At 69.1% G+C, this 26,411-nt stretch carries 29 protein-coding genes; 1 reads left to right on the top strand and 28 read right to left on the bottom strand.

Annotation, left to right across the window (positions count from 1 at the left end; translation table 11 throughout):
- Positions 1-29: 29 nt before the first annotated feature.
- Positions 30-1,109, bottom strand: a complete 1,080-nt coding sequence (hemE, locus tag AC1D2H_RS11275; RefSeq protein WP_478010996.1) for a uroporphyrinogen decarboxylase — start codon at positions 1,107-1,109, stop codon at positions 30-32.
- An 18-nt stretch (positions 1,110-1,127) separates the two neighbouring features.
- Positions 1,128-1,964, bottom strand: coding sequence for a D-hexose-6-phosphate mutarotase (locus AC1D2H_RS11280; RefSeq protein ID WP_478010997.1), 837 nt, complete (start codon positions 1,962-1,964; stop codon positions 1,128-1,130).
- An 85-nt stretch (positions 1,965-2,049) separates the two neighbouring features.
- On the opposite strand from AC1D2H_RS11280, the gene AC1D2H_RS11285 reads away from it, so the two are divergent.
- A complete protein-coding gene (locus AC1D2H_RS11285) occupies positions 2,050-2,766 on the top strand; it encodes a class I SAM-dependent methyltransferase (protein ID WP_478010998.1) in 717 nt (238 codons plus the stop codon).
- On the opposite strand, the gene AC1D2H_RS11290 is transcribed toward AC1D2H_RS11285, so the two are convergent.
- The 26 genes from AC1D2H_RS11290 to atpA all read right to left on the bottom strand — a co-directional run bounded on the left by AC1D2H_RS11290 (position 2,763) and on the right by atpA (position 26,353).
- Positions 2,763-3,671 (bottom strand): polysaccharide deacetylase family protein, encoded by a 909-nt coding sequence (locus AC1D2H_RS11290; RefSeq protein ID WP_478010999.1) that lies wholly within the window; start codon positions 3,669-3,671, stop codon positions 2,763-2,765. The two genes, AC1D2H_RS11285 and AC1D2H_RS11290, sit on opposite strands and share 4 nt — an antisense overlap.
- Before the next feature lie 12 nt (positions 3,672-3,683).
- Entirely contained in the window at positions 3,684-4,346 is a 663-nt protein-coding gene (locus AC1D2H_RS11295; RefSeq protein ID WP_478011000.1) for a 4'-phosphopantetheinyl transferase family protein, read from the bottom strand.
- 26 nt (positions 4,347-4,372) lie between these two features.
- Positions 4,373-4,810 carry an excinuclease ATPase subunit gene (locus AC1D2H_RS11300; RefSeq protein ID WP_477932007.1) on the bottom strand — a complete coding sequence of 146 codons (438 nt, stop codon included), beginning with the start codon at positions 4,808-4,810 and terminating at the stop codon, positions 4,373-4,375.
- A 31-nt stretch (positions 4,811-4,841) separates the two neighbouring features.
- Positions 4,842-5,357 (bottom strand): hypothetical protein, encoded by a 516-nt coding sequence (locus tag AC1D2H_RS11305; RefSeq protein ID WP_478011001.1) that lies wholly within the window; start codon positions 5,355-5,357, stop codon positions 4,842-4,844.
- 30 nt (positions 5,358-5,387) lie between these two features.
- Positions 5,388-6,623: a beta-ketoacyl-ACP synthase gene (locus tag AC1D2H_RS11310; RefSeq protein WP_477932009.1), complete on the bottom strand. Its 1,236-nt coding sequence runs from the start codon at positions 6,621-6,623 to the stop codon at positions 5,388-5,390.
- Between the two features lie 124 nt (positions 6,624-6,747).
- On the bottom strand, positions 6,748-7,485 hold the full coding sequence (gene fabG / locus AC1D2H_RS11315) for a 3-oxoacyl-ACP reductase FabG (RefSeq protein WP_477932010.1): 738 nt from the start codon (positions 7,483-7,485) through the stop codon (positions 6,748-6,750).
- Positions 7,482-7,940: a hotdog family protein gene (locus AC1D2H_RS11320; RefSeq protein ID WP_477932012.1), complete on the bottom strand. Its 459-nt coding sequence runs from the start codon at positions 7,938-7,940 to the stop codon at positions 7,482-7,484. The genes fabG and AC1D2H_RS11320 overlap by 4 nt, the downstream gene beginning before the upstream one ends.
- Positions 7,930-9,114: a beta-ketoacyl-ACP synthase gene (locus AC1D2H_RS11325; protein ID WP_478011002.1), complete on the bottom strand. Its 1,185-nt coding sequence runs from the start codon at positions 9,112-9,114 to the stop codon at positions 7,930-7,932. Before AC1D2H_RS11325 ends, AC1D2H_RS11320 begins: the two co-directional genes overlap by 11 nt.
- Positions 9,114-9,668 (bottom strand): DUF3261 domain-containing protein, encoded by a 555-nt coding sequence (locus AC1D2H_RS11330; RefSeq protein WP_478011003.1) that lies wholly within the window; start codon positions 9,666-9,668, stop codon positions 9,114-9,116. The genes AC1D2H_RS11325 and AC1D2H_RS11330 overlap by 1 nt, the downstream gene beginning before the upstream one ends.
- Positions 9,656-10,888 carry an NAD(P)/FAD-dependent oxidoreductase gene (locus AC1D2H_RS11335; protein ID WP_477932018.1) on the bottom strand — a complete coding sequence of 411 codons (1,233 nt, stop codon included), beginning with the start codon at positions 10,886-10,888 and terminating at the stop codon, positions 9,656-9,658. The genes AC1D2H_RS11330 and AC1D2H_RS11335 overlap by 13 nt, the downstream gene beginning before the upstream one ends.
- Positions 10,869-13,166, bottom strand: coding sequence for an MMPL family transporter (locus AC1D2H_RS11340; protein WP_478011004.1), 2,298 nt, complete (start codon positions 13,164-13,166; stop codon positions 10,869-10,871). Before AC1D2H_RS11340 ends, AC1D2H_RS11335 begins: the two co-directional genes overlap by 20 nt.
- Complete coding sequence (locus AC1D2H_RS11345) at positions 13,159-13,746, bottom strand: LolA family protein (RefSeq protein ID WP_478011005.1); 588 nt, start codon at positions 13,744-13,746, stop codon at positions 13,159-13,161. Before AC1D2H_RS11345 ends, AC1D2H_RS11340 begins: the two co-directional genes overlap by 8 nt.
- The gene (locus AC1D2H_RS11350) at positions 13,743-14,174 is read right to left on the bottom strand and encodes an acyl-CoA thioesterase (RefSeq protein ID WP_477932024.1); all 432 of its coding nucleotides are present in this window, start codon (positions 14,172-14,174) and stop codon (positions 13,743-13,745) included. The genes AC1D2H_RS11345 and AC1D2H_RS11350 overlap by 4 nt, the downstream gene beginning before the upstream one ends.
- A complete protein-coding gene (locus AC1D2H_RS11355) occupies positions 14,161-15,780 on the bottom strand; it encodes an HAL/PAL/TAL family ammonia-lyase (RefSeq protein WP_478011006.1) in 1,620 nt (539 codons plus the stop codon). Before AC1D2H_RS11355 ends, AC1D2H_RS11350 begins: the two co-directional genes overlap by 14 nt.
- A complete protein-coding gene (locus tag AC1D2H_RS11360; protein WP_478011007.1) occupies positions 15,770-16,708 on the bottom strand; it encodes an LpxL/LpxP family acyltransferase in 939 nt (312 codons plus the stop codon). The genes AC1D2H_RS11355 and AC1D2H_RS11360 overlap by 11 nt, the downstream gene beginning before the upstream one ends.
- The gene (locus AC1D2H_RS11365; protein WP_478011008.1) at positions 16,705-17,445 is read right to left on the bottom strand and encodes a glycosyltransferase family 2 protein; all 741 of its coding nucleotides are present in this window, start codon (positions 17,443-17,445) and stop codon (positions 16,705-16,707) included. The genes AC1D2H_RS11360 and AC1D2H_RS11365 overlap by 4 nt, the downstream gene beginning before the upstream one ends.
- The gene (locus AC1D2H_RS11370) at positions 17,442-19,133 is read right to left on the bottom strand and encodes an ApeI family dehydratase (protein ID WP_478011009.1); all 1,692 of its coding nucleotides are present in this window, start codon (positions 19,131-19,133) and stop codon (positions 17,442-17,444) included. The genes AC1D2H_RS11365 and AC1D2H_RS11370 overlap by 4 nt, the downstream gene beginning before the upstream one ends.
- A complete protein-coding gene (locus AC1D2H_RS11375) occupies positions 19,123-19,665 on the bottom strand; it encodes a COG4648 family protein (RefSeq protein WP_478011010.1) in 543 nt (180 codons plus the stop codon). Before AC1D2H_RS11375 ends, AC1D2H_RS11370 begins: the two co-directional genes overlap by 11 nt.
- Before the next feature lie 28 nt (positions 19,666-19,693).
- Positions 19,694-19,987, bottom strand: coding sequence for an acyl carrier protein (locus AC1D2H_RS11380; RefSeq protein WP_477932036.1), 294 nt, complete (start codon positions 19,985-19,987; stop codon positions 19,694-19,696).
- A gap of 18 nt (positions 19,988-20,005) precedes the next feature.
- Positions 20,006-20,269 carry a phosphopantetheine-binding protein gene (locus AC1D2H_RS11385; protein ID WP_477932038.1) on the bottom strand — a complete coding sequence of 88 codons (264 nt, stop codon included), beginning with the start codon at positions 20,267-20,269 and terminating at the stop codon, positions 20,006-20,008.
- Positions 20,247-20,954, bottom strand: coding sequence for a lysophospholipid acyltransferase family protein (locus AC1D2H_RS11390; protein WP_477932040.1), 708 nt, complete (start codon positions 20,952-20,954; stop codon positions 20,247-20,249). Before AC1D2H_RS11390 ends, AC1D2H_RS11385 begins: the two co-directional genes overlap by 23 nt.
- A gap of 82 nt (positions 20,955-21,036) precedes the next feature.
- Positions 21,037-21,840 (bottom strand): beta-ketoacyl synthase chain length factor, encoded by an 804-nt coding sequence (locus AC1D2H_RS11395; protein ID WP_478011011.1) that lies wholly within the window; start codon positions 21,838-21,840, stop codon positions 21,037-21,039.
- 63 nt (positions 21,841-21,903) lie between these two features.
- The gene (locus tag AC1D2H_RS11400; protein WP_477932044.1) at positions 21,904-22,320 is read right to left on the bottom strand and encodes a F0F1 ATP synthase subunit epsilon; all 417 of its coding nucleotides are present in this window, start codon (positions 22,318-22,320) and stop codon (positions 21,904-21,906) included.
- A 92-nt stretch (positions 22,321-22,412) separates the two neighbouring features.
- A complete protein-coding gene (atpD, locus tag AC1D2H_RS11405; protein ID WP_477932046.1) occupies positions 22,413-23,825 on the bottom strand; it encodes a F0F1 ATP synthase subunit beta in 1,413 nt (470 codons plus the stop codon).
- A gap of 41 nt (positions 23,826-23,866) precedes the next feature.
- Positions 23,867-24,739, bottom strand: coding sequence for a F0F1 ATP synthase subunit gamma (gene atpG / locus AC1D2H_RS11410; RefSeq protein WP_477932048.1), 873 nt, complete (start codon positions 24,737-24,739; stop codon positions 23,867-23,869).
- Between the two features lie 60 nt (positions 24,740-24,799).
- Positions 24,800-26,353: a F0F1 ATP synthase subunit alpha gene (gene atpA / locus AC1D2H_RS11415; RefSeq protein WP_478011012.1), complete on the bottom strand. Its 1,554-nt coding sequence runs from the start codon at positions 26,351-26,353 to the stop codon at positions 24,800-24,802.
- Positions 26,354-26,411 lie beyond the last annotated feature (58 nt).

Consider the following 26,411-nt stretch of genomic DNA (forward strand, 5'->3'; position numbering starts at 1 on the left):
ACCGCGCAAGTGCAGATTTGACGGCCCTGTCAGACGGTCGTGCGCAGGCGGCGCGAATGCTGGTGAACCTCGTCCACCAAGGCCTCCACACTCTCGGGCGGCGTGAACTGGCTGATGCCGTGGCCGAGGTTGAACACATGGCCATGGCCGGCGGCGGGCTTGCCGAAACTGTCCAGCACGGCACGCGCCTGGGCGCGCACGGCTTCGGGCGGCGCGAACAGCACATTGGGGTCGAGATTGCCCTGCAGCGCGACGCGGTCGCCCACGCGGGCGCGGGCGGTGGCGAGGTTCATCGTCCAGTCCAGGCCGACGACATCGGCGCCGGCATCGGCGATCTCGTCCAGCCACAGGCCGCCGCCCTTGGTGAACAGCAGGCGCGGGATGCGCACGCCCTCGTGCTCGGTCTTCACGGCGCTGAGCACCTGGCGCGAGTAGGCCAGGCTGAACTGCTGGAAGGCCCCGTCGGCCAGCACGCCGCCCCAGGAGTCGAACAGCATGACGGCCTGGGCGCCGGCCTCGATCTGGGCGTTCAGATAGGCCGCCACGGACTGCGCGTTCACTTCGAGGATGCGGTGCATCAGGTCGGGGCGCGAATACATCAGGCTCTTGACCTGGCGGTAGTCGTCCGAGCCGCCGCCTTCGACCATATAGCAGGCCAGCGTCCAGGGGCTGCCGGAGAAGCCGATCAGCGGCACGCGGCCGTTCAGCGCATGACGGATGGACGTGACCGCGTCGAAGACATAGCGCAGCTTGTCCATGTCGGGCACTTCGAGCGCCGCCACGGCGGCCTCATCGCGCACGACCTTCGCGAACTTGGGGCCCTCGCCCTGCTGGAAGGACAGGCCCAGGCCCATCGCGTCGGGCACGGTCAGGATGTCGCTGAACAGGATGGCCGCGTCCAGCGGGAAGCGCTCCAGCGGCTGCAGCGTCACCTCGGTGGCGTAGTCGCGGTTGGTGGCCAGGCCCATGAAGCTGCCGGCCTTCTCGCGCGTGGCGCGGTACTCGGGCAGGTAGCGGCCCGCCTGGCGCATCAGCCAGATGGGGGTGTGCTCGGTGGGCTGGCGCAGGCAGGCGCGCAGGAAGGTGTCGTTTTGCAGGGGGGCGAACATATGCCCCGGATTATCCCGTCACGGTAGAGACAAGCTCTGCCGCCCGACCCAGCTCTCACCCGCTGGCAGCTCGACGGGGCGGCCGATGCAGGCCGCTTCCACGCACAGCATCTCCGACCAGCCCTCGGGCGGCATGTCGGCCAGCTTGGCGCAGCGCTCCGGGCCGGGGTTCCAGACCACCGCATCCTCGAAGCCCTGCTGGCGGATGACGACCTGGCGACGGTCCTCGGCCACCAGCAGCGGCCGCTCCTTGACGCCGAAGTAGATGCGGTCCAGGTCGAGCACGCCCTTTTCGCCGGTCAGCAGCAGGTCCATGCGCTGCAGCGCCTCGGCCTGCTTGATGCTGTCGAAATAGCGCAGGCCGGCCAGGCCCTCGACGCTGACGGCATCCAGGTCGCCCACGCGCAGATAGGTGTGCAGGGCGGCCGTGAACTGCAGGGGCGCGTCGCCCAGGTTCTCGCAGGCCAGTTCCACGTCCAGCGTGCGACCGCCCACACGCACGCTCAGCTCCAGTTCGAAGGCATGCGGCCACAAGGCGCGCGTCGCGTCGTTGTCGCGCAGCCGCAGGACGGCCAGCGCGTCGTCCTTGCCCTGCTGCTGCAGGACCAGCTCCCATGGCAAGGTGCGCGCAAAGCCATGCTTGGGCAGGGGGCCGCGCTCGGAGAACTGCGGGAAGCACACCGGCACGCCGCCGCGGATGGCCTTGCCCGGCGCGAATTCGCTGCGCGGCGACAGATAGAGCTGCTCGGCGGCGCCGGCAGGCTTCCAGGACAGCAGATGGCCGCCGTGCAGGCTGAGTTCGGCGCTGGCGCCATCGGGGCTTTGCAGCGTGATGCGGGAGGGTTCGGTGCTCATGGGGCGGACAGGTGCGCAGCGGTCAACGCTCTATCATCGCCGACTTGTTTTTCGGGGCGCCAACGGGCGTCCGCCCCCAGCCGCGATGACCACTGCCAGCGCCCCCAACTCCCAGAAACTGGCCTTTGTGCCGGAAACCCGCTTCGGCCTGTGGTTCCTGTCCACGGCCACCTGGCGCGTGCATGTGCTGGGCCGTGCGCTGAGCGACCTGCAACGCATGGCGCCCGACGCACCGCGCGGCGGCGTCATGCTGGACATCGGCACCGGCCAGGGCCATTCCCTGCCCGAGATGGCGGCACGCTTTGCGCCGGCCCAGATCCATGCGCTGGACCCCGAACCCGACTTCGAGGCCCGCGCCGCCGCGATGGTCAAGGCCTGCCCTGTGCCCGTCACGCTGCACGCCGCGCACGCCGAGCGCATTCCGCTGCCGGACGCGTCCGTGGACATCGTGTTGTGCCACCAGACCCTGCACCACATCGTCGACCAGAAAGCGGCCCTGGCCGAGGTCTTCCGCGTGCTCAAGCCGGGCGGCCTGCTGCTGCTGGCCGAGAGCACGCGCGCCTACATCCACAGCTGGGTCATCCGGTTGCTGTTCCGCCACCCCATGCATGTGCAGCGCACGGCCGAGGAGTTCGTGGCGCTGGTGCGCGAGGCCGGCTTCCAGGTCGACGCGGACCGCATCAGCACGCCCTATCTGTGGTGGAGCCGCAGCGATCTGGGTGCGCGCGAATGGCTTGGACTCGGCCTGCCGAAAAATCGCGAAGAGACCTTGCTCAACGCCGTCGCGCGCAAGCCAAGCTAAGGAAGCGCGGGCTCCGGCAGTAGCCAGGCCAGCAACGAAGTCCAGAAGCCCGGAATGCGGACCTGCACGCTCGGGTCCGTCAGCGCCCGCGCGCGGGCCGCGGTCTCCAGCGATTCGGCCGAGTCGTAGAACGGCGGATCGGCCAGCACCAATCCGGCCTTGTTGGCGCCGTCGACGAGGATCTGCAGGTACTCGTCGATGTGGCTGCCGGTGAAAGGGTTGGCATCATGGAAGGTGATGACCACGGGCCGCACGCCATCCACCGGCGGGATGTCGTTCACATGGCGGCGCAGCTCGCGCATCTGGTGCTCGAAGTGGGAGCGCCGGCGCAGGCTGGCGTTGGGCCAGGGAATCTTGCCGTCGTTGGCCGACAGGTCGGTCATCACCAGGCTCAAGCCGTGGCGTTGGTAGGCGGCGAAGGTGCGCGCGTCATAGGCCCAGTGCGGCGGGCGCACCAGCACCGGTTGGCGGCCTGCCAGCGCCATGTGCACGGCCAGGCCCTCGCTGAGGCTGCCTTCCAGCCCATCTTCACCCAGCCGGGTGTGGCTGGTGTGGCCGGGCGTGGCGGTGTGAAAGCCCAGCACATGGCCTTCCGCCAGCGTGCGGCGCATCAGCGCCTGGCCGCGCGGCGTGGCACCGCCGTTCACGGCGCCCGTCTGCACGAAGAACAGGGCCTTGATGCCCGGCTGGAGCGCGTTGCGAGCGAGGCCGTCGAGGATCTGGACGGTCGGGTTGTCGGTCTCGCGTGCGCTGGGACCGTCATCGAAGGTCAACAGCAGGCGGATGGGTACCGGCCCGGTCACCGACACATGTTCGGCCAGCGGCGATGGGTCGGCCGCGGCATGGGTCGCGGCGACCAGCGCCAGACCCGCGAGCGCCATCCTGGCTATGTACTGCTTTTTCATCGGGCCGGCAGTTTATTCGCCGAGCGTCAGTGCCTGGTAACGCCGCCACACTGCATTCATGGGGCCCTCGATGCGCAAAGGCAAGGTGGGGTGGCCGGCCACCGCCAGCACCAGGCCCTCCAGCGTCGCGGCGGCCACATCGCCGGACGGGTCGTCGCTGAAGTCCAGTGACCGCATCAGCGCGAAATCCAGGCCCTGACCGCGCGCCTTGAGCCAGGCTTCCTTGAGCGTCCAGGCCCGCAGGAAAACCTGCGCACGCGCCTCGGGCGCCAAGGCGGCGAGCTCGGCTCGCTGGGCGGGGCTGTGCACGGTTTCGGCCAGGGCGAGATGGTCGCGCGGCCGCGCCAGGCTTTCGACGTCGATGCCGACCGGCATGCCGGCGGCGGCACAGGCGACGCTGCCGGCGCTGTGGCTGATCGACACGAACACATCGTCGCGACCCGCCACGCGACAGGCGCCGCTGTCCGCCACGTCCAGCGCAGGAGGCCGCTCAGCGGCCAGCCAGCGCTGCACGGCGAGTCGTGCCAGCCAGCGGCCGGCCAGGAAGCTGCCGCGCCGCGCCTCGGTGCCCAACGACTGCAGGCGGGCCTGCTCGGAAGGCGTCATCCAGGCGCCAGGCGACGGCATGCCGGCCCGCACCTCGGGCTCGGCCACCAGCAGGCAGAGCAGCGTCACCGCGCCCTCAAGCCTGCTCGCCAGGCTCAGTCGATCTTGGCGTAGGTGCCCTTCAGCGCCACGCCGATGACGAAGGCGCCTGCATGGCACTCGAAGTCGGTCGCGCTCTTGTACTCGACCTTCTTGTAATAGCTGACGATGTCGACGACGGCGTTGCCGCCATTGCGCTTGGCGCCGGCCTGCAGGTTGATCAGGGCGCTCAGCGCCGCCCATTTGCAACCGTAGTCGTCGGCCTTGCCGAAGCCGTTGGTCTTGGGGTTGCTGACGTCGGTACCGAGGCGCTTGGTGTTCTTGGGCGTGGGCTGGCCGTCGAGAAGGAACTTGAACGACGGGTCCAGCTTTTCCTTGGCTTCGGGCAGTTCCAGCACGTCGGCCAGCGGGATGTGCAGCACGGTGTCGCGCGCGAACGCGGGCACGCTGGACAGCATCGAGACCAGGGCCAGGGCGATGAGGCGAGTCTTCATGGACGGTTTCCTTGAGTGAGCGGTAAGGCCATTACTGCGGCGCGGAGGCCGGTTGATCGGCCGCGGCGCGGGCTGCTGCCTGCGGCCGGGCATTCTGCGCCATGGCCTCGGGGCTGCGGTTGGTGAGCAGGATGGTCTCGATGCGCACGCCGCCCATGGCCTCGCAGGACTTGCGCGGCGGCTCGTTCCAGCGGATGGCCTTGCCGGAGACGACGGGGCGCACCATGCGCCAGGGCCAGAAGCCGAAACGCTGCGCGCTGTTGTAGTCGACGATGGCATCGGCCCTTTGCGCCAGGGCCTCCTCCACCAACTTCGGCAGCAACTCCTTGACGCCGCCATAGGTCTGCTTGGCCACCTTCAGGTCACCAAGCTTCTCGTGCGGCATGTCGGACGGTGCGCCGTTGTCGAAGACGCAGAGGTCGCGGCCCTCCTGCGACAGGCTGGCGGCGATCTTGCGCCCGGCGGCGAGTTCCTGCTCTGGGGTGGTGGTGGCCTGCGCGGCCGCGGCCACCAGGATCAACGCGACAGTCAGAACGCTCTGCTTCATCAGGCCCTCCCAGGCTTGTTGTTGTCGACTTCAAAGACGGCGCAGGATCAACGAGGTGTTGATGCCGCCGAAGGCGAAATTGTTGGTCATCGCGTACTCGGTCTGCAGCTTGCGGCCGCCGCTGAGCACATAGTCCAGATCGCCGCAGCGCGGGTCCACGCGCTTGAGGTTGATGGTGGGCGCGAACCAGTCGGCCTTCATCATCTCGAGCGTCATCCAGGCTTCCAGCGCACCGCAGGCGCCCAGGGTGTGGCCCATATAGCTCTTCAGCGACGAGATCGCGATGCCCGGGCCGAAGACGCTGTGCGTGCCCTGGCTCTCGGCCACGTCGCCCTGATCGGTGCTGGTGCCGTGGGCGTTGACGTAGGGGATGGCGCCGGCGGGCAGGCCGGCGTCCTCCAGCGCCAGGCGCATGGCCTGGGCCATGGTGGCGGACTGCGGCTGCGTGACGTGGGTGCCGTCGCAGTTGGTACCGTAGCCGACGATCTCGCCAAGCATGTGCGCGCCGCGCGCCTTGGCATGCTCGTAGTCTTCCAGCAGGAAGGTGCAGGCGCCCTCGCCCAGCACCAGGCCGTCGCGGTCGGCGTCGAAGGGGCGCGGCGTCAGGCGCGGCTGGTCGTTGTACTTGGTGCTGGTGGCGAACAGCGTGTCGAACACGGCCGCCTGCGTCGGGTCCAGCTCCTCGGCGCCGCCGGCCAGCATGGCGACCTGGCGGCCGCTCTGGATGGCCTCGTAGGCATAGCCCAGGCCCTGGCTGCCGGACGTGCAGGCGCTGCTCGTCGTGATGATGCGGCCGGTGATGCCGAAGAACACCGCGATGTTGACGGTCGCCGTGTGCGACATCATTTTCACGTAGGTGTTGGCGTTGATGCCCTCGATGCTCTTGACCGTCATCATGCGGCCGAAGTCGCCGATGGCGCTGGGCGTGCCGCTGGAGCTGCCGAAGCTCACGCCCATGCGGCCGCTGGTCAGCAGCGGGTCGCCGATGAGGCCGGCCTGCTCCAGTGCCAGTTCGGCCGAGCGCGTGGCCATCTGCGCCACGCGGCCCATGCTGCGCATGGTCTTGCGGTTGTAGCGGTCGGCCGGCAGCTCGAAGTGCGCGCAAGGCACGCCCACTTGCGTGTTCAAGCCTTCGTAGTCGGCCCAATCGGACATGCGCTGGACCTTGTTGGTCTCGGCGTGCAGGCTGTCCATGACGGTCTCGACGTCATGACCCAGCGGTGACAGCGCGCCGATGCCGGTGATGACGACTCTTCTATTGCTCACCCGACCATCCCCCCATTCACAGAAATCACCTGCAGCATGTCTGCCCCTCGTCCGCCGAGTACGCCGGCCGATCCCCCGAGGGGATGCGGGCCGGCTAGGGAGCGGCCCGTCGCTCGGCCCGCCCTCATCCGACCATCCCTCCGTTGACCGAAATCACCTGCCGCGTGATGTACGCGGCGTCCTCGCTCATCAAGAAGGCGACCAGGGCCGCCACTTCCTCGGGCTGGCCGACGCGCTGCGCCGGGATCATCTGCATCGCGTGCTCCAGCACATGCGGCTCGATCATGTCCGTCTCGATCAGGCCCGGCGCCACGCAGTTGACCGTGATCTTGCGGCTGGCCAGCTCGACGGCCAGCGCCTTGGTGGCGCCGATGATGCCGGCCTTGGCGGCACTGTAGTTGACCTGCCCGCGGTTGCCCACCAGGCCCGAGACCGAGGCCAGCGTGACGATGCGGCCCGGCTTGCGGCGGCGCACCAGCGGCATGGTCAGCGGCTGCAGCACGTTGTAGAAGGCATCCAGATTGGTGTGGATGACGGCGTCCCAGTCCTCGCCGGTCAGGGCCGGGAAGGCACCGTCGCGGGCGATGCCGGCGTTGCAGACGACACCGTAATAGCAGCCATGGGCCTCGACGTCGGCCTCGAGTGCGGCGGCGGTGGCAGCGCGGTCGGCGACGTCGAAGGCCAGCACGCGGGCATTGCGGCCGAGTTCGCGCACGGCCTGGGCGACGGCCTCGGCCTCGTCACGGCGGCTGCGGCAATGGATGACGACGTCGTAGCCGTCGCGCGCCAGCCGCAGCGCGATGGCGCGGCCAATGCCGCGGCTGGAACCCGTCACGAGGACGGTGTGGGGTGTACTGCTCATGGGGTCTGTCCGTTCAGGAAAGCCTCCGGGTCGTCAGGCCCGAAGACATTGAGGCTGGCGCGTGCCACCTCGGCGCCATCGATGGCGATGACGCATTCGAATTGTCCGAGGCCGTTGTCGGCCTGGAAGAGACGCTGCACCTTGACGCGCAGCACATCGCCGACGCGGAAGGCCGGGACGCTGCATTGGTAGCGGCGCGTGCCGAGCAGGAAGCCGATGCGCGAGGCGCCGCCTTCGCTGGCGCGGCGCTGCCAGCCGGCCCAGGCGGCGGCGGCCTGCGCCATGTACTCCACGCCGGCCGAGGCGCTGAGCTGGCCATCGCGCACCAGCAGGTGGTCGGCGCGCACGCAGGCCTCGGCCAGCAGCGATTCAGCATCGGCCTCGATGACGTGGTCGAGCCAGCACATGGCGCCGCGGTGCGGCACCAGTTCGGCGATGGTGGGATCAGTCTTCACGTGTGAGTACCAGGGCGGCGTTGCTGCCGCCGAACGCAAAGGAATTGGACAACACGGCGCGCGGCGCAGCGGCCAGGCGCTCGCCCGGCTGCACGAGACGGATGGCAGGCAGGGCCGGGTCGCGCTCGCCGTCGAAATGGTGGGCCGGCAGGCCCCCGTCGCCGAGCAGCGTCAGCCAGGCGATGCCGGCCTCCAACGCGCCGGCGGCGCCCAGCGTATGGCCGGTCAGCGGCTTGGTGGAGCTGCAAGGTGTGTCGAGGCCAAAGACGCGGGCCACGGCTTCGCTCTCCATCGCATCGTTGTGCTGCGTGGCCGTGCCGTGCAGGTTGAGGTAGCCGATGTCGGCCGGCGTGAGGCCCGCCATGCCCAGCGCAGCGCGCATCGCGGCCTCGGCGCCGCGGCCGCTGGGCTCTGGGGCGGAGATGTGGTGGGCGTCGCTGGTCTCGCCCCAGCCGGCCAGGCGCACGGCCGGGCCTTCGCCCCCATCGACATGTTTGTCGCGGGTCATCAGGAAGAGCGCGCCCGCCTCGCCGATGTTGATGCCGCAGCGCCGCGCACTCATGGGGTTGCAGCGCGCGTCGCTGACGGCCTCCAGCGCGGCGAAGCCGGCGACGGTGAAGTCGCACAGGCTGTCGGCGCCACCGCAGACGACGGCGTCGGCCATGCCCGCTTGCAGCAGCCGCGCGGCGCTGGCCAAGGCCTTGCTGCTGGACGAGCAGGCCGTGGAGATGACATAGGCTGGGCCCAGCGTGCCGAGCTCAGCAGCCAGCAATGTGGCGCCGGAGCCGATCTCCTGCTGGCGCACGTCATGCCAGGCGGGCAGGCCGCCCTCGGCCTGGTATTGATGCCAGGCGGCTTCGCTCTCGCCGACGCCCGAGGTGCTGGTGCCCAGCACGACGGCCACGCGCTGCGGGCCGAAGCGGTCACGCGCAGCGTCCACGGCGGCGCGGATGGGTTGCAGTGCGGTCAGCAGCAGCGCGTTGTTGCGGCTGCGCTGTGCCGTGGCCTCGGGCAAGGGCAGGGTCTGGCGCACGCGACCCAGGTGCAGCGTGCGGCCGCGCCAGGCCTCGGCTTCCACGCCACCGGGGGCGCTCGCCCACAGCGCCTGCGCCAGCGTGTCGGCGTTGTCGCCCGCCGCACAAACGACGCCCAGGGCATTCAGGTAGAAATTCATCAGCCGCCCTCCAGTGGGCGCGATTCGATGCGCAGTTGGTAGTGCTCGGCGCGATTGTCGATCTCGACGCGCGCGCGGCCGTCCAGGTAGCGCACGGTCAGGCGCACCTCGCCGGCCTGGCGCAGCGTGCGCTCGTTGCCGGCTTCATCCAGCGTCCAGCCCGCGGGCAGCGCGGCCTGCAGCGCGGGCAGGGGCGCAAACACCAGCGCCACGTCGCGCAGCACGCGCGCCGGGTCGACCGCGGCGGGCAGCATGGGGTGGCGCTTGACCTGCAGCTCACGGCCGTTCCATTGCATCGTCAGCACGCGCTGGCCAAAAGCGAGGCCGGCGAGTTGCAGCTGCTGCGCGTCGACCTGCAGCAACGTATCGAGCTGGCGCTCGGTGACGGCGCCGTTGGGGTCGTCGGGCGCGTCTGTCACCGTCAGCCGCTGGGCCAGCGACAGTTCGGCACCGAAAGCGGCCGGCGCCAGTTGCAGCGGCGGCAGCCCGGCCGGTGGCGGCAGCGTCTGACAGGCTGACAGCAACAGCGCAGCGAACAGGATCAGGGGGCGCACAACTGCTCCAGCGTGCGCATGCGCTCGGGATGCGCGACGTAGGGGTTGGTCAGGTCCCAGGCATAGCCGGCCAGGATGGACGAGATCATGCGGCGGATGTCGGGGTTCTGGTCCTGGTGGAAGATGACGTCCTGGAAGCCGCCGCGGTACCAACTCTCCACAAAGGCACGGAAGGCATCCACGCCGGCGCGCAGCGGCTTGGCGTAGTCCTTCTCCCAGTCCACCGCTTCGCCGGCGCGTTCACGCAGCAGCGCCGTCACGGCCAGGTCGGCGGACTTCACGGCGATGGTCACGCCGCTGGAGAACACCGGGTCCAGGAACTCGCCCGCATTGCCCAGCAGCGCGAAGCCCGGGCCCCACAGCGACTTCACATTGGCCGCATAGCCCTGCAGCTTGTTGGCCGGGGTGTCCCAGACGGCGTCCTTCAGCAGCGCGGCCAGCGAGGGCGTCTCGGCGACGACGGCCTTCAGGCGCTCCGTCGCGTCTTCGGGGAAGCGCTCGAAGTATTCGGCCCGCGCGACCACGCCCAGTGAGCAGCGGCCGTTGCTGAAGGGAATGGTCCAGAACCAAACGTCCACATCTTCCGGGTGCACGGTGACGAGGATCTTGGTGCGGTCAAACGTCGGGTCGCTGATGCGGTCCTGCACATGCGTGAAGGTGGCGGCGCGGACCGGGAAGGCCGAGGGCGTCTCCAGGTCGAGCAGGCGCGGCAGCGTGCGGCCGAAGCCGCTGGCGTCCAGCAGATGGCCGGCCTCCACGGTATAGGCCGCGCCGCCGTCCAGCGGCTGCACGTCCAGCTGCGGGCGCTGGCCCGGGCTCACACGCACGGCCGTCACCTCATGGCGGTAGCGCACATCGGCGCCGGCCTTGGCGGCACCGTCGGCCAGCACCTTGTCGAAATGCGCGCGCTGCACCTGGTAGGTGGTGCCCCAGCCGGGGGTGAACTTGTCGCGGAAGTCGAAGGCGGTGCGCTTCGGGCCGCGGCAGAAGGCGGCGCCGTTCTTGAACTGGAAACCGGCCTCGACGACATCCTGCAGCAGGCCGGCCTTCTCGATATAGGCCATGGACTGCGGCAGCAGGCTCTCGCCGATGGAGAAGCGCGGGAAGGTCTGGCGCTCCAGCACGGTCACGGCCAGGCCCTGGCGGCGCAGCAGGGCCGCAGCGACGGCGCCTGCAGGGCCTGCGCCGATGATGCAGACGTCAGTCGTTTCGTGAGTCATGGTCGGTGATGAAGAAGGGAGTGAGGACCCAGGCCAGGGCAATTCCCAGGCCCAGGGTCAGGCCGAAGGCCCGCAAGGCCGGCGTGCCGGACAGGGCCAGCAGCCCGAAGGACAGCCAGGTGCTGGCGGCCGCGAGTGTGATGGAGACGAAGCCGCGCAGGTCGCGCCGGCTGGGTTGGGCGAGCAGGAAGATGCCGTAGTCCACCCCCACGCCGAGCAGCAGCAGCAGGGCCAGCACATGGAAGAGCTGCCAGGGCTGGCCCAGCAGCGCGGTGGCGGCGAGGGACAGGCCGCCGGCCAGCAGCGTCGGCACCAGGGCTCGCCACCAGGCGGCACCCAGGCGCCAGGCCAGCAGGGCCGCCACGGCGCCGACGGCGATGACCAGCACGCCCAGCATGCGGATGCGCTGGCGGGCCAACAGCTCGGAGACATCGGCCACCTTGTCGACCCAGCGCACGGTGTCGCCGTCGGCCAGGGCCGCGAGCTGGGGCAGCCGTTCGCGCGACACGCCGCGCAGCATCACGACGCTGTGCCAGCGGCCGTCGGCATCGCGACCCAGCCATTGGTGGCGCGCGGCCTCACTGACGGGCGCGGCACGCCAGGCCTCCACGGTGAGCACGGGCGCGGCGACGGCGTCGCGCTGCGGCAGGGGCTGGCCCAGTTGCTCGGCCACCCCCAGCGACACCTCGGCCCAGCGGCGCTGCACCAGGGCCGCGTCGGTGGCCTGGCGGGCGGGCGACGGCACCCAGTCGGACACGGCCTGCCAGCCGGCCAGTCCCGGCACGCCGCCAAGCTTGGCCTTCAGGGCTTCCTCGCGCTCCAGCAGCACAGCTTCGCTGCCGGCGGTGAGCAGATAGAACTGGGCCGGGCTGGGCAGGTCCAGGCGCCGGCCGATGTCGATCTGCTCCTGCATCAGCGCGGGCGGCGTGTTCTGCAGCAGGCGGATGTCGTCGTTGGCCCGGCCACGCCAGACCGCCGCAGCCAGCAGCGCGGCGATGACGAGGCCACCGATCAGGCCACCGCGCCAGTTCAGCTGCGGCCAGCGCTGCCAGGCTCGGCCGAGAGCGCGCGTCAGCGGCCGCACGGGCACGGGGCCGGCGTCCAGATGCGGGAACCACAGCCAGGTGCTGACAAAGGCGGCCGTCAGGCCGGCGGCCGAGAACAGCGCGACCTGCTGCAGGCCGGGGAAAGGTGTCGTGGCCAGCAGCGCATAGCCGGCCAACGTCGTGCTGAGCGCCAGCACCATGGTCGGCAGTTGCTCGCGCATCAACGCAAAGCGCTGCGCCGGCGGCTGGGCGATGCGGCTGCTGTAGTGGCTGCTGGCGTAGTTCTCGGCCACGCCGACGAGACTGGCGCCGAACACCAGCGTGATGAGGTGCAGCTCGCCGAACACCGCCAGCGTCGCCGCCACGGCCACCAGCAGGCCGCTGCCCACCGACAGCAGTACCAGCAGGCGCGGCCGGATGCGGGCGAAGGCAACCCAGCTCAGCGCGAACACGCCGACGAGGGAGCCCACGCCGATGAGATGCATCTCGCGCTGGGCCTGGGTGGCGGCGGCATGCGCATGCAGGGGCACGCCGGCGGCCAGCACCTGGGCCTCCGGCACGGCCGCGCGGGCCTGCGCGAGGGCGTTGGCGATGCGTTCGTTGTCGCTCAAGGCGAAGGCGCTGGCGCCGCTGTCGATCAGCGCCAGCATCCAGTCGCCCTGGGCATCGGCCAGGCGCAGGCGGCCGTCGAGGGCGCGCACCTTGCTGCTTTGCGCGCGCTCGGCGAGCCAGGCCCCGAGGGTGTTGAAGGGGTCGTCGATCCAGCGCCCCACGCGCGGCAGGCCCATGGGCTGCATCAGGCCGGTCAGGGCTTCCTGGGCCAGCACATCCGACGCGGTGGACTCCAGCCGGGCACGTTGCGTATCGGTCAGCAGGGCGCCGCGTTGCGGGGCGAAGAACTTGAGCCAGTCGGCCTGCTGCTGGTCCGACACCTGATGGCGCAGCTTGATGCCCGGGGCGGCGGCCTGCAGCTTCCTGATGAAGCGGTCCATCACCGCCTCGCTGTGGTCGGGTGCGCGCAGCAGCACGATGACACGGCCTTCGCCGGCCTTGGCCAGCGCTGCCAGCGCCTGCTCGACCTCGGGCCGGCGCTCGTCCTTGGGCAGCATGGCCAGCACATCGGTGTTGATGCGCACGCGCCCCTGCCAGGCGGCCACGGCCAGGCCGGCGGCCATCAGCAGCAGCGCGAGCGCCCAAAGCCAGGGCGCCCACAGGCGGGGGCGATCAACCAAGCTGCTTGGCCTCGTCGGCGCTGGGGGCGGCGGGCTCGCGGGCCTGCTCGTCGAAGCGCAGCGTCGTCGTGTCGCCCTGGGCTTCGGTCATGACGATGCGGCGCAGCTGGCGGTCGCCTTCCAGCTCGATGCGGCTGAAGAGCTGGGCCAGCGCAGCCGCCTTGGGCTTGAGCGCCGCGCGCCAGGCCTTGTCGCCTTGCAGGCTGGCCTGCACTTCGAAGGCCTGTTGCAGCGCGCCGAGGTCGCCGTCCAGCAGCGACAGCATCAGCTGGGTCACGACGCGGATGCCGGGCTCCTTGCTGGCGTCCAGCTGCAGCCCGCCACCGCCAGCGATGCGGTCGCGCGTCAGCACCAGTTGGCTGGCGAAGGGTGCGGTGGTGCGCCAGATCAGGCCCTTGCCGCGCACCAGCAGGTAGTCGCCCTGGCTCTTCAGCGGCTTGGCGAAGCCGGCGAGCTGCTTGTCCTGCTCGAAGCGACCGCGCTGCACGGCGGCGCTGACGAGGCGTTGCTGGACCTGGGCGATGGTGTCGGCCAACGCGGGCAACGGGCACGCGGCGAGAAGGAAGAGGCGGCGCTTCATGGCAGGGGGATGCCCAGACGTTCAAACAAGATGGGCGGGCTGGCGAACTGCATTTCCTTGCTGCGCATGTCCACGGCCACCATCAGCGTGTGGGCCTTGGTCAGGCGCTCGTTGGTCGCGAGATCGCGCACCGTGTAGTCGATGCGCAGGCGATGCTCCCACTCGGTGATGCAGGCGCGCACGCCCAGGCGCATGCCGTATTCGGCGGGGCGCACGTACTTCAGTTGCAGATGGATGATGGGCCACGAGTAGCCGCTGGCGCGCATCTCGGGGTAGTCGTAGTTGAAGCGCTGCAGCAGCGCGCAGCGGGCCTGCTCCAGGTACTGCACATAGCGCCCGTGCCAGACGATCTCCATCGGATCGAGATCGTGGAAGGCGGGGGTGATCTCGATCTCGTGGGCGAGACGGGGATCCTCACGCAGGCGCATGCAGGGCTCCGGCGGGCAAACGGATCTCGCGCAGCAACATCTGCAGCTCGGCGTCCAGCGCGCGGTCTTCGTCGATAAGCGGCAGGCGGGCACACAGCTGCTCGTACCAGGCCGACAGCGACGGGCTCAGCTGCAGGCCGCCCAGGCGCTGGCGCAGGCCGATGCCCTGGCGGGCGCTGATGAGCAGCCCCGCGACAACCTGCTCACTGAGGTCCAGCACGCGCAATGCGTCGCGGGCGGCGATGCTGCCCATGCTGACCTTGTCCTGGTTGTGGCACTCGGTGCTGCGGCTGAAGACCGAGGCCGGCATGGTCTGCTTCAGGGCCTCCGCCGTCCAGGCAGAGACACTGATCTGCAGCGCCTTCAGACCATGGTTGATGGCGGCGCGCTCGCCGAGCGCACCGCTCAGATTCGACGGCAGGCCGTGGTTGAAGCGCGTGTCCACCAGCAGGGCGAGCTGGCGGTCGAGCAGGTCGGCGACGTTGGCGACGGCCGTCTTCAGCGTGTCCATGGCCATCGCGATATGGCCGCCGTAGAAATGGCCACCATGCAGCACGCGCTCTTCCACCGCATCGACCAGCGGGTTGTCGTTGGCGCTGTTGAGCTCGTTCTCGATGAGCTGACGCAGCCAGGGCAGCGCGTCTTCCAGCACGCCGATGACGTGGGGCGCGCAGCGCAGCGAGTAACGGTCCTGCAGGCGCTGTTCATTGCGGCTGGGCCTGTCGCTGGCGAGGTCGGTGCGCAGGCGCGCGGCGACGCGCTGCTGGCCGGCATGCGGTTTGACGGCGAACAGGCGCTCGTCGAAGTGATGGGCATTGCCGGCGCTGGCGACCACATTGGCCGCCGTGATGCGCGTGGCCAGCAGCGACAGCCTCTCGGCGCGCTGGAAGGCCAGGCAGGCCAGAGCCGTCATGACGGCCGTGCCGTTCATGATGGCCAGGCCTTCCTTGGGCCGCAGCGTGTGCGGCTTGAGGCCAACGGCCGCGAGGGCCTGCGCCGACTGCATCTGCTGGCCCTGGAACCAGACCTCGCGCTCGCCGCACAGCACGGCCGCGACATAGCTCAGCGGCGTCAGGTCGCCGCTGGCGCCAACCGAACCCTCGCTGGGGATCAGCGGCAGGATGTCGTGCTCGATCAGGGCAGCCAACTGTTGCAGCAAGGCGTAGCTCACGCCCGACACACCCTGCGCCAGGGACTGCAGGCGCACGGCCAGCACGGCACGCACCTGCTCGGGCGCCAGCATTGGGCCGGCACCGATGCCGTGATAGGTGTAAAGATGACGCGGCAGCTCGGCGACGAGCGCCGGCGGGATGCTGACGGTGCAGGAGTCGCCATAGCCGGTGGTGACGCCGTAGACAACGCCGTCCTCGGCCAACAGGCGGGCAATGAACTCGGCGCCGGCGTCGATGTGGCGCACGAAGTCGGGCGCGCTGCTCAGGCGGGCGCGGGCCTCGCGGCGGGAGATGGCGGCGATGTCATCCAGGCTCAGCGGGCGGCCGTCGAAAACAATCTCGCAAGGAACCGCCGGGCCGCCCCTAGGTTCCTTGACCCCCTCGGGGGGCGGGCTGGGCTGCGCCCAGCCTTGGGGCTGCTGTTCAAGCGGCATGCGGGCTGTCCCAGAAAGCGTAGAAGTTGAACCAGTCATAGGGCGATTCGCGCAGGCGGCGCTGCAGGATCTGCGCGTAGGTTTGGGCGTATTGGGCCAGAGCCTCGCGGCGGCCGGCGCGCGGCAGGTGCAGGCGCTCGGCCAGCAGCTCGAAACGGATCTCGTAGCCGGTGCCCTTGTGCAGGCAGGTCAGCAGCACCAGCGGGCAGTGCAGCACGCCAGCCAGCACATAGGCGCCCACCGGCAGCGGCGCCGGCGCGCCGAGGAAATCGACGGTGACGGTCTGCGCGGATTGGATGGGCACGCGGTCGCCGGCAATGGCCACCCAGCCGCCGGCATCCACCAGGGCCTTGAGCTGCAGCGCCATGTTCGGGCCGAAATCGGTGACCTCCAGCAGGTTGACGGCCGAGGCCGGGTCCAGGCGCTTGAGGATGCGGTTGAAGGCCTGGGCATGGCGGGTGTGCACCAGCACCGTCAGCTTCAGCCCATGCTTGGACTTGCCGATCATGCGGCACAGCTCCAGGCAACCCATATGGGCAGTGATCAGGATGCCGCCCTGGCCGCGGGCCAGCATGGCGTCGACCATGGAGAAGTCCTGCTCGCGCACGGCTTCGCCCGGGTAGCGGCCGGCCATGGCCAGCAGCTTGTCCAGCATGGTCTCGGCAAAGCAGGCGACGTGGCGCAGGCCCTCGCGCCAGTCGGGCTCGCGCTTGAACACGCCGGGCTCGGCGCGGTGCAGATGGCGCAGGTATTCGAGCGATGCGCGGCGCAGCGCCGGCCGCGTCAGCCAGTGCAGCAGCACGACGGGGAACATGGCCCAGCGCACCAGGCGCCGGCCGAAGAGTCTGTGCACGCCGTACAGCAGCCAGATGCCGCTGACGAAGGTGGTCTCGCCCAGGTTCGCCCAGTGCTGGGCACGCGCCGTCATGCCGAAGGGCTCCGCAGCTTGCGCGCTAGCAGGATGGGGCTGCGCCACAACATGCCGAAGAAGAGCCGCGTGTGCATGGCCGAGATCAGCACGTTGTCGCGCCAGACGCGGAAGTGCGAGATGCCGCCCACCGGGTAGTGCACGCGGGTGGGCTGGTTGACGACCGGCACACCGGCCCAGACCAGGCGAACGGCGATCTCGGTGTCGAAGTCCATGCGCCGGCCCATGGACGCATGGGCCAACTGCGGCAGCGTGGTGGCCAGCGGGTAGATGCGAAAGCCGCACATCGAGTCGCGCACCGCGAAGCTCAGCGTGTTGATCCAGACCCAGATGTGGGTGGCATAGCGGCCATACAGCCGCGCACGCGGCACGGACGCGTCGTAGACGGGGCAGCCGCAGATCAGCGCCTTCGGATTGCTCTCGGCGGCGGCGACGAAACGCGCGGCGTCGCCGGCATCGTGCTGACCATCGGCGTCGATCTGCAGGCCATGCGTATAGCCCTGCTCGGCCGCCAGGCGCATGCCGGCGATGACGGCCGCACCCTTGCCCTGGTTGTGCGGCAGGCGCAGCAGCTGGATACCGTCCTGCCGCGCCAGCGCGTCGAGCTGGGTCGCGGTGGCGGCCTCGCTGCCGTCGTCCACCAGCAGCACCGGCAGGCCCTGCCCGCGCAGCTTGGCCGCCACCGCAGCGACGGTGCCGCCATGGTTGTAGACGGGAATGACGGCGCAAACCTTCACGCAGTGGCTCCGAAGCGCAGCTTGCCACTGGCGTGGGCACCGCGCTCGCTGGTCAGCGCAAAGCGCAGCTCGCTGCCGTCGGCATTGACGGTCAGCTCGAGATCCACGGTGGTACCGGGGCGGATGACCTGCTGGAACTTGAGCTGGTCCAGCCCGGCGAAGGCCGGCTGCAGCGCGAACAGCTCGCGGGCGAAGCGCTCGGCCCAGTCCAGCTGCACGACACCGGGCAACACGGGCTGGCCGTCGAAATGGCCCTCGAAGCCGGGGTGGCGGGCCTCGATGTCCAGGCGCAGCCGCGCCGTCAACGGCTCGCGCGCCAGCAGCCGCGCGGGCGGGCGCATGGGGTCGAACAGGGCCTGCAGCGCGGCCTGCGTCGCCTTGCCCTGGGTGTTGGCGGGCAGCTCGCTGCACAAACGCCAGCGGCGCGGGCGCACGGTGGCCTCCAGCTGGGCCGCCAGGCGTTCGCGCAGCGGCGCCAGCCAGGCGGCGCGGCCGGCCTTCTCGATCGCGTCCCAGGCCTCGGCCGTGGGCACCAGCACGACGCCCAGCTCCTGGCGCGAACCCGGCAGCAGCAGGGCGCGGGCTTCCTGCACCTGGCCGCTGGACGTCAGGGCCTGCTCGACGGCGGCCAGCGACACACGCTTCTCTTCCACCTTGACGATGCGGTCCGCGCGGCCCAGCAGCACGAAGCCGGGGCCTTCGGCGCGGGCATGGTCGGCGGCGGTGTACCAGGCATCGCCGCCGATATGGGCCGAGCGCAGCTGCAATTGGCCATCGCTCAACTGCCACTCGACACCCGGCAGCGCGCGCCAGGGCTCGGCATCGCCGGCGCCGGGCGGGCGCTGGCGCCAGGCCACGCCGCCGGTCTCGCTGCTGCCATAGACCTCGATGGGCGTCTGGCCCAGGCGTTCGGCGCAAGGGGGCAGCGCATCGGCCGGCAGCGGGCCGCCGGAGCTGAACACGGCGGCCAGGCGCTCGGGCAGGTCGCCGGTGACGGCGAGCTGCAGGCGCTTCAGATGGGCCGGGCTGGCAATCAGCGCGATGCGGCCGGGGGCGGCATGCAGGTCTTCGAGATAGGCCACGCGGTGCGCCGCGGTGGGCCGGCCGGCGGCCAGCGGCCACAGCACGCGGAACAGCAGGCCGTAGATGTGCTGGTGGCTGACGGTGGCCTGGATGGTCGCGCCGTCCAGGCGTGCGCCGAACTCGGCTTCCAGCGCCCTCACCTCGTCGAAGAGCTGGTGCAGCTGCTTGGGGATGGCCGTCGGCTCGCCGCTGCTGCCGGACGTGAAGACCACGAGCTGCGGCGCCTGCGGGTCCAGCGGCTGCCAGTCGGGCGGCGCAGCGTCCGGCACGGCGGCGGTCGCATCGGGGCGGCCGGGCCAGTCGCCGGCAAAGGCACCCACGCGCTCGGACAGGCGCTGCGCCGTGGCCGGCAATGCGTCACCAGGCCACCAGACGGTCTTGCGCGCATGCCAGGCGCCAAACAGGGCCGCGGCGGCATGCAAGGTGTCTTCGAAATGGAGAGCGACATCCCCTGTCGCCAGCGCCTGGAAATGCGCGAACCAGCCGGCTGCCTGGGCCAGGAACTCGGCCGACATGATGGCGCGGCCGGCGCGAATGCCCACGGGCTGGGCGGCCCGCGCCGGGCTCAGCGCACCGGCGAGGCCGAGTCGGAGTTCACGCCACATGCTTGCCGGCTCGCACGCGGCGGCGCACCAGCCATTCGCCGCCCATCAGGGTGCCCATCAGCACATAGGTGATGAGGCCGTTGTAGAGCGCCCAGGTCTGCTCGCTGCCCCACAGGGCCGTGGCCAGGCTGATGCCGCCATTGAGGATGAAGAAGCCGCACCAGACGATGGTGACGCGCCGGGTGTAGGCCACGCCGTGGGCGTCCAGTTCGGGGTCGTGCAGGCGCGCCAGGCGCTCGACGACGGTCTGGCCCTTGAGCAGGCTGGCGCCGAACAGCACCAGCATGGCCACGTTCATCGCCACCGGATAGATCTTCAGCGGCAACAGCTGGTTGGACCAGGCCGTCAGCGCCGCCAGCACCAGGCCGGCCAGCGCGACCGCAAGCGCCTGCTGGCTGCGCGAGGCGAGATAACGCGCCAGCGCCAGCGCGAGCAGCAGCAAGGCCAATACCCGGGGCTCGGCATGTGCGAGGCCCAGGTAGACGAGAACGGGATAGAGGGCGGTCAGCGCCACCCAGAGGATGTTGCGCACGCTGGGACGAAAGGAAGGAGAGAAGAACTCAGGCGGCGCGCGGCAGCGCGGCTTCGTCTTCGCCGGTCGTTTCGTCAGCCTGCTGCAGCAGGGCCGTCAGCGCGTTGACGACGTCCTGCAGCGTGCGTACCGACTTGAAGGCCTCGGGCTGCAGGCGCTTGCCCACCAGGGGCTTGAGCTTGACGATGAGGTCCACGGCGTCGATGGAATCGATGTCCAGGTCGTCGTACAGCCGGGCCTCGGGGCGGATGCGCTCGGGCTCGATGTCGAAGGTCTCGACCAGGATGGCCGACAGGCGCGTGTAGATGTCTTGTTCGGTCATTTGAACTCCCCTGGCGATTCAGCTCTTGCGGCTTGTGGCCACGAAGGCTGCCAACGCCCGGATCGAGCGGAAATGCCGGCGCGTCTCTTCCGAGTCGGCCGACATGGTCACGCCATAGCGCTTCTGCAGCGCCAGGCCCAGCTCGAGCGCGTCGATGGAATCCAGGCCGAGGCCTTCGACGAAGAGCGGCTGCTCGGCGTCGATGTCGTCTGCGCTCATGTCCTCGAGGTTCAAGGCGTCGATGAGCAAGGTCTTGATTTCAAGTTCCAGGCTCTGTTCCATCGCCTTTTCCCCTAGAAAAATAGTCCCGCAAGTATCCCGTGAGCCGCCTGGCGGCGAGCGGGAATTCTCCGTGAGCCCCCTCTAGAAAGGGTGTCACGGCGATGTCCTCGCCCACATCCAGACTCAGCTGTAACGGCCGGTCGTGGGTTTTCCACCACGGCCAACCTTTGCTCAAGCCCAGCGGCTCGCAGCGGATGTGCACCGGCGTGATCGCCACGCCGCTGCGCAGGGCCAATTGGGCCGCACCGCGCTGCAACTGCAAAGCATGCCCCGGCACGCTGCGGGTCCCTTCGGGAAAAATCACCAGATTGCTGCCGGATGCCAGGCTGGCGTTGAATCCTTCCAACACCTCGCTGCCACGGTCGTTGCGCAAATAGTTACAGGCGCGCACCGGGCCCCAGGTGAAGGGGTTGTTGCCCAGGCCACCGCGCACGACGCAGTCGGCATTGGGCGTGCGGGCAATCAGCGCCACGACGTCGATCAGCGTCGGATGGTTGGCCAGCACCAGCAGGCCGCGGCGCTGCAGCCGCTCGGCGCCCGTCCAGCGCACCCGCACCAGGCCCAGCAGCGTCATCAGGCCGATGAAGCCGCGAAAGCTGGCGCCCACCAGGGCGCGCGACCAGCGGATGCGGCGCAGCGGCTCCCAGACGAGCAGGTTGATCAGCGGAAAGGCGATCAGGCCCATCAGCAGGCCGCCCAGGCCGAAGCAGGTGAAGCTGAAGGCGGTGGCCGGCACCCGCCAGGCGCGCGACCAAGCCGAAGCCAGGCTAGCGAGCGACGACATGGCGCCAATGCCAGTCCGCAGCGCCGTCTGCCTGGCGCAGTTCGGCGGCAGGGTCGAGCAGGAAGTGCAGCAACTGCAGATTGGGCGCCGTCGGCGCCATGGGCGTCGCAGGCGGGAGGCTGGCCTCACGTGACAGCCGCACAGCCGCCTCGCCCGGCCGTGCCAGCCGCAGCCGCAAGGCAAAGGCATGCAGGGGCGCGATCGCCGCATCCAGCCCGGTGGGGGCGTACAGCGCCGGCAGGGGCGCATCGAAGACGGTCAGCAACACGGCCGGCGCGCCGGTGGCGAGCAGGGCCTGGGCTTCGACCCAGCCGGCGGCGGCACTGACCTCGCCCGCCGCCACGGCGCTGACGTTGGCCGTGATGCCGCGCTGGATGGAGTACTGGGCGCCGATGGCGTTGTGCACCGAGTGGCTGAAGGCCGTGGGCGACAGCGCCTCGCCCTGGGCCAGTTCCTGCAGCATCGTGATGGAACGCGCCAGTTCGCCCCAACGCGACGCAAACACCAGCGGCATGGCCGTCAGCAGCGTGGCATCGACATCCTGCTGGGCCCAGTAGGCCACCTGCAGGGCTGCGCGGCCCAGGGGATCGATGCGGCGCCGCGCCATGGCGGGCACTTCGGGCAAGGGGGGCGACGCCGGGGCGTCGGCGGGCAGGGGCTGCGGATCGCGCAGCCAGGCGCGCCAGTCGTCCTGCGACGCGAGACCCGGCGCCCATGCCGCCCACTGCTCGACATGCAGATCCAGGCCATCCTGGGCAGCAGCGGGAGCGGTGGCGGGGGAAGTCATGGGTGGGTCAGAAAGTAGAAAACCCGCCAAGAGGCGGGCTTGCGGTTCAGCCAGGGCTTGCCCTTAGCTCTTCGCGCGGAACTTGCGCAGCGCCGCGACCTGGGCCGCCAGCGTGAGCAGTTCGTTCTGGATCGCGGCCTGGTCGAGTTCGCTCTTGGCGTTCTTGAGCGCTTCCTCGGCCTGCTTCTTGGCCTCGAGGGCCTTGGCTTCGTCCAGATCCTTGCCGCGGATGGCGGTATCGGCCAGCACGGTAACGCGGTTCGGCTGCACTTCGAGGATTCCGCCGGCAACGAAGACGAACTCTTCGCTGCCATCGGCCAGCTCGATGCGCACGGCGCCCGGCTTGATGCGGGTGATCAGCGGCGTGTGCTTCGGCAGGATGCCGAGCTCGCCACTCTCGCCCGGCAGGGCGACGAACTTGGCCTCGCCGGAGAAGATCTGCTCTTCGGCGGAGACCACGTCGACGTGGAGGGTTGCCATGTTCAATCTTCCTTGGCTAGGTTGCAAAGATTCAAGACTTGATCAGTTGGGGACAGAGCTGCCGCTGCGCGTCAGGTCTGTCCCGCAATGTCTTATTGAATCTTCTTGGCCTTCTCGAAGGCTTCGTCGATGGTGCCGACCATGTAGAAGGCCTGCTCCGGCAGCGTGTCGCACTCGCCGTTGACGATCATCTTGAAGCCGCGGATGGTTTCCTTCAGCGGCACGTACTTGCCCGGGGTGCCCGTGAACACTTCGGCGACGTGGAAAGGCTGCGACAGGAAGCGCTGGATCTTGCGGGCGCGGGCGACAGACAGCTTGTCATCCGGCGACAGTTCGTCCATGCCCAGGATGGCGATGATGTCGCGCAGCTCCTTGTAGCGCTGCAGCACCTGCTGCACGGCACGGGTCGTCGAGTAGTGCTCTTCGCCGACGACGTTGGGGTCGATCTGGCGGCTGGTCGAGTCCAGCGGGTCCACGGCGGGGTAGATACCCAGCGAGGCGATGTCACGCGACAGCACGACGGTGGCGTCCAAGTGGGCGAAGGTCGTGGCGGGGGACGGGTCGGTCAAGTCGTCCGCAGGGACGTAGACGGCCTGGATGGACGTGATCGAGCCGACCTTGGTCGACGTGATGCGTTCCTGCAGGCGGCCCATTTCCTCGGCCAGCGTCGGCTGGTAGCCCACGGCGGAAGGCATGCGGCCCAGCAGTGCGGACACTTCGGTACCGGCCAGCGTGTAGCGGTAGATGTTGTCCACGAAGAACAGCACGTCCTTGCCTTCGTCGCGGAACGACTCGGCGATGGTCAGGCCGGTCAGCGCCACGCGCAGACGGTTGCCCGGAGGCTCGTTCATCTGGCCGTAGACCATGGCGACCTTGGAGTCTTCGAGCTTCTCCTGCACGACGACGCCGGAGTCCGACATCTCGTGATAGAAGTCGTTGCCCTCACGGGTGCGCTCACCCACGCCGGCGAACACGGACAGACCGCTGTGCGCCTTGGCGATGTTGTTGATGAGCTCCATCATGTTGACGGTCTTGCCGACGCCGGCGCCACCGAACAGACCCACCTTGCCGCCCTTGGCGAACGGGCAGATCAGGTCGATCACCTTGATGCCGGTTTCCAGCAGGTCCTGCGACGGGCTCAGCTCGTCGTAGGCCGGAGCGGCGCGGTGGATGGAGGCGGTCAGCGTGGAAGCGACCGGACCACGTTCGTCGATGGGGTTGCCCAGCACGTCCATGATGCGGCCGAGGGTGGCCTTGCCGACCGGCACCTGGATGGTGTCGCCGGTGTTGTAGACCTCGGTGCCGCGGCGCAGGCCGTCGGACGAACCCAGCGCAATGGTGCGGACCACGCCGTCGCCCAGCTGCTGCTGGACTTCCAGCGTCAGAGCGGCGCCTTCCATCTTCAGGGCGTCGTAGACCTTGGGCATCTTGTCGCGCGGGAATTCCACGTCAACGACGGCGCCAATGCACTGAACGATCTTGCCGACTGCTTGAGTGTTAGACATTTGTGCGTTCCTTCAATTCAAATCTTTGCGTTCGGGCTGGATCAGCCCACCGCGGCCGCGCCGCTGACGATCTCGGACAACTCTTTGGTGATGGCTGCCTGGCGGGTCTTGTTGTAGACCAGCTTCAGCTCACCGATCAGCGTGCCGGCGTTGTCGGTCGCGGCCTTCATGGCCACCATGCGGGCGGACTGCTCGCTGGCCATGTTTTCGGCAACGGCCTGGAAGACCAGCGCTTCCGTGTAGCGGACAAGCAGCTCGTTGATGACCGTGGCGGCGTCCGGCTCGTAGATGTAGTCCCACGAGTGACCGGCCTTGTCGGTTGCCATGTCGGCAGCCTTCAGGGGCAGCAACTGGTGGACCTTCACCTCTTGCTTCATCGTGTTGATGAACTGCGTGTAGCAGAGGTAGACGGCGGACAGCTTGCCGGCGGCGTATTGGTCGAGCAGCACCTTGACGGGGCCGATGAGGGCCTCGATGTGGGGCTGGTCGCCGAGCTGCGTGGCGTGAGCCACGACCTTGGCGCCGATGCGGTTCATGAAGCCCAGGCCCTTGCCGCCGATGGCGACGACCTCGGCCTTCTGGCCCGCGGTTTCCAGTTCCTTGAGCTTGGCCGTGGCCGCGCGCAGCAGGTTGGTGTTGAGACCACCGCACAGGCCCTTGTCCGTCGTGACGACGACCATGCCGACCGTCTTCGCTTCTTCGTTCTTGACGAGGAAGGGATGGCGGTACTCGGGGTTGGCCTTGGCCAGTTCGGCCGCGATGTTGCCGATCTTCTCAGCGTACGGGCGAGCCGACCGCATCCGCTCCTGCGCCTTGCGCATCTTGGACGCGGCGACCATTTCCATCGCCTTGGTGATCTTCTTGGTGTTCTCGACCGACTTGATCTTGCCGCGGATTTCTTTGCTTGAAGCCATTCGAACTCCTAGTCAGTGTGGGGCTAAGTAGAGGCTCAGCCCCACGTGTTCCGTGGCTTCTTAAGCGAAGGACTTCTTGAAGGCCGTGATGGCGGCGTTCAGTTCAGCTTCGGCATCCTTGTCCATCGCCTTGTCGGCTTCCAGCTTGGCCAGCAGGGCGGCGTGGCTGGTCTTCAGGAACTGGTGCAGGCCGTGTTCGAAGGCCAGGACCTTCTTCACTTCGATGCTGTCCATGAAGCCCTTGTTGGCGGCGTACAGCGACGCGCCCATCAGCGAGATGGACAGCGGCGAGTACTGGGCCTGCTTCAGCAGTTCCGTCACGCGGGCACCGCGGTCCAGCTGCTTGCGGGTGGCTTCGTCCAGGTCGGAAGCGAACTGCGCGAACGCAGCCAGTTCACGGTACTGGGCCAGGTCGGTACGGATACCGCCGGACAGCGACTTGATCAGCTTGGTCTGGGCAGCACCACCGACGCGCGACACCGAGATACCGGCGTTGATGGCGGGGCGGATACCGGCGTTGAACAGGCTGGTTTCCAGGAAGATCTGGCCGTCGGTGATCGAGATCACGTTGGTCGGCACGAAGGCGGACACGTCACCGGCTTGGGTTTCGATGATCGGCAGGGCCGTCAGCGAACCGGTCTTGCCCTTGACTTCGCCCTTGGTGAAGGCTTCGACGTAGTCGGCGTTCACGCGAGCGGCGCGCTCCAGCAGGCGGCTGTGCAGATAGAACACGTCGCCAGGGTAGGCTTCGCGGCCCGGCGGGCGGCGCAGCAGCAGCGAGACCTGGCGGTAGGCGACGGCCTGCTTGGACAGGTCGTCGTAAATGATCAGCGCGTCTTGGCCGCGGTCGCGGAAGTACTCGCCCATCGTGCAGCCCGAATAGGCCGACACGTATTGCATCGCGGCCGACTCGGAGGCCGAGGCGGCCACGACGATGGTGTATTCCATCGCGCCGGCTTGTTCCAGAGCACGCACCACGTTCTTGATCGACGAGGCCTTCTGGCCGATCGCGACGTAGACGCAGGTCATGTTCTGACCCTTCTGGTTGATGATCGCGTCGATGGCGACGGCGGTCTTGCCCGTCTGACGGTCACCAATGATCAGTTCGCGCTGGCCACGGCCGACGGGAACCATGGAGTCAATCGACTTCAGGCCGGTCTGCACGGGTTGGTCGACCGACTTGCGGGCGATCACGCCCGGGGCGACCTTCTCGATGACGTCGGTCATCTTGGCGTTGATCGGGCCCTTGCCGTCGATCGGCTCGCCCAGCGCGTTGACGACGCGGCCAATCAGCTCGGGGCCGACCGGCACTTCCAGGATGCGGCCCGTGCACTTGACGGTGTCGCCTTCCGAGATGTGCTCGTAGGCACCCAGAATCACGGCGCCGACGGAGTCGCGCTCGAGGTTCAGGGCCAGGCCGAAGGTCTGGCTGCCGTCCTTGGCGACCGGGAATTCGAGCATTTCGCCCTGCATCACGTCGGACAGGCCGTGGACGCGGACGATGCCGTCGGAAACGGACACGACGGTGCCCTGGTTGCGGATGTCCGTGCTGCCACCAAGACCCTCGATGCGGCTCTTGATCAGTTCGGAAATTTCAGCGGGATTCAGTTGCATGCTAGGTCTCCCAGGTGGCCGTTCCTTCGCCGGATCAAGGGCGGGGTCAGACGCGGGG

Source organism: Roseateles sp. P1_C1_2 (genome assembly GCF_056406535.1).

Excerpts from the sequence above, each read along its gene's own strand:
- hemE (WP_478010996.1), bottom strand. The coding sequence starts at position 1,109 with ATGTTCGCCCCCCTGCAAAACGACACCTTCCTGCGCGCCTGCCTGCGC.
- AC1D2H_RS11280 (WP_478010997.1), bottom strand. The coding sequence starts at position 1,964 with ATGAGCACCGAACCCTCCCGCATCACGCTGCAAAGCCCCGATGGCGCC.
- AC1D2H_RS11285 (WP_478010998.1), top strand. The coding sequence starts at position 2,050 with ATGACCACTGCCAGCGCCCCCAACTCCCAGAAACTGGCCTTTGTGCCG.
- AC1D2H_RS11290 (WP_478010999.1), bottom strand. The coding sequence starts at position 3,671 with ATGAAAAAGCAGTACATAGCCAGGATGGCGCTCGCGGGTCTGGCGCTG.
- AC1D2H_RS11300 (WP_477932007.1), bottom strand. The coding sequence starts at position 4,810 with ATGAAGACTCGCCTCATCGCCCTGGCCCTGGTCTCGATGCTGTCCAGC.
- AC1D2H_RS11305 (WP_478011001.1), bottom strand. The coding sequence starts at position 5,357 with ATGAAGCAGAGCGTTCTGACTGTCGCGTTGATCCTGGTGGCCGCGGCC.
- fabG (WP_477932010.1), bottom strand. The coding sequence starts at position 7,485 with ATGAGCAGTACACCCCACACCGTCCTCGTGACGGGTTCCAGCCGCGGC.
- AC1D2H_RS11325 (WP_478011002.1), bottom strand. The coding sequence starts at position 9,114 with ATGAATTTCTACCTGAATGCCCTGGGCGTCGTTTGTGCGGCGGGCGAC.
- AC1D2H_RS11335 (WP_477932018.1), bottom strand. The coding sequence starts at position 10,888 with ATGACTCACGAAACGACTGACGTCTGCATCATCGGCGCAGGCCCTGCA.
- AC1D2H_RS11345 (WP_478011005.1), bottom strand. The coding sequence starts at position 13,746 with ATGAAGCGCCGCCTCTTCCTTCTCGCCGCGTGCCCGTTGCCCGCGTTG.
- AC1D2H_RS11350 (WP_477932024.1), bottom strand. The coding sequence starts at position 14,174 with ATGCGCCTGCGTGAGGATCCCCGTCTCGCCCACGAGATCGAGATCACC.
- AC1D2H_RS11355 (WP_478011006.1), bottom strand. The coding sequence starts at position 15,780 with ATGCCGCTTGAACAGCAGCCCCAAGGCTGGGCGCAGCCCAGCCCGCCC.
- AC1D2H_RS11360 (WP_478011007.1), bottom strand. The coding sequence starts at position 16,708 with ATGACGGCGCGTGCCCAGCACTGGGCGAACCTGGGCGAGACCACCTTC.
- AC1D2H_RS11370 (WP_478011009.1), bottom strand. The coding sequence starts at position 19,133 with ATGTGGCGTGAACTCCGACTCGGCCTCGCCGGTGCGCTGAGCCCGGCG.
- AC1D2H_RS11380 (WP_477932036.1), bottom strand. The coding sequence starts at position 19,987 with ATGACCGAACAAGACATCTACACGCGCCTGTCGGCCATCCTGGTCGAG.
- AC1D2H_RS11385 (WP_477932038.1), bottom strand. The coding sequence starts at position 20,269 with ATGGAACAGAGCCTGGAACTTGAAATCAAGACCTTGCTCATCGACGCC.
- AC1D2H_RS11390 (WP_477932040.1), bottom strand. The coding sequence starts at position 20,954 with ATGGGCCTGATCGCCTTTCCGCTGATCAACCTGCTCGTCTGGGAGCCG.
- AC1D2H_RS11395 (WP_478011011.1), bottom strand. The coding sequence starts at position 21,840 with ATGACTTCCCCCGCCACCGCTCCCGCTGCTGCCCAGGATGGCCTGGAT.
- AC1D2H_RS11400 (WP_477932044.1), bottom strand. The coding sequence starts at position 22,320 with ATGGCAACCCTCCACGTCGACGTGGTCTCCGCCGAAGAGCAGATCTTC.
- atpD (WP_477932046.1), bottom strand. The coding sequence starts at position 23,825 with ATGTCTAACACTCAAGCAGTCGGCAAGATCGTTCAGTGCATTGGCGCC.
- atpG (WP_477932048.1), bottom strand. The coding sequence starts at position 24,739 with ATGGCTTCAAGCAAAGAAATCCGCGGCAAGATCAAGTCGGTCGAGAAC.
- atpA (WP_478011012.1), bottom strand. The coding sequence starts at position 26,353 with ATGCAACTGAATCCCGCTGAAATTTCCGAACTGATCAAGAGCCGCATC.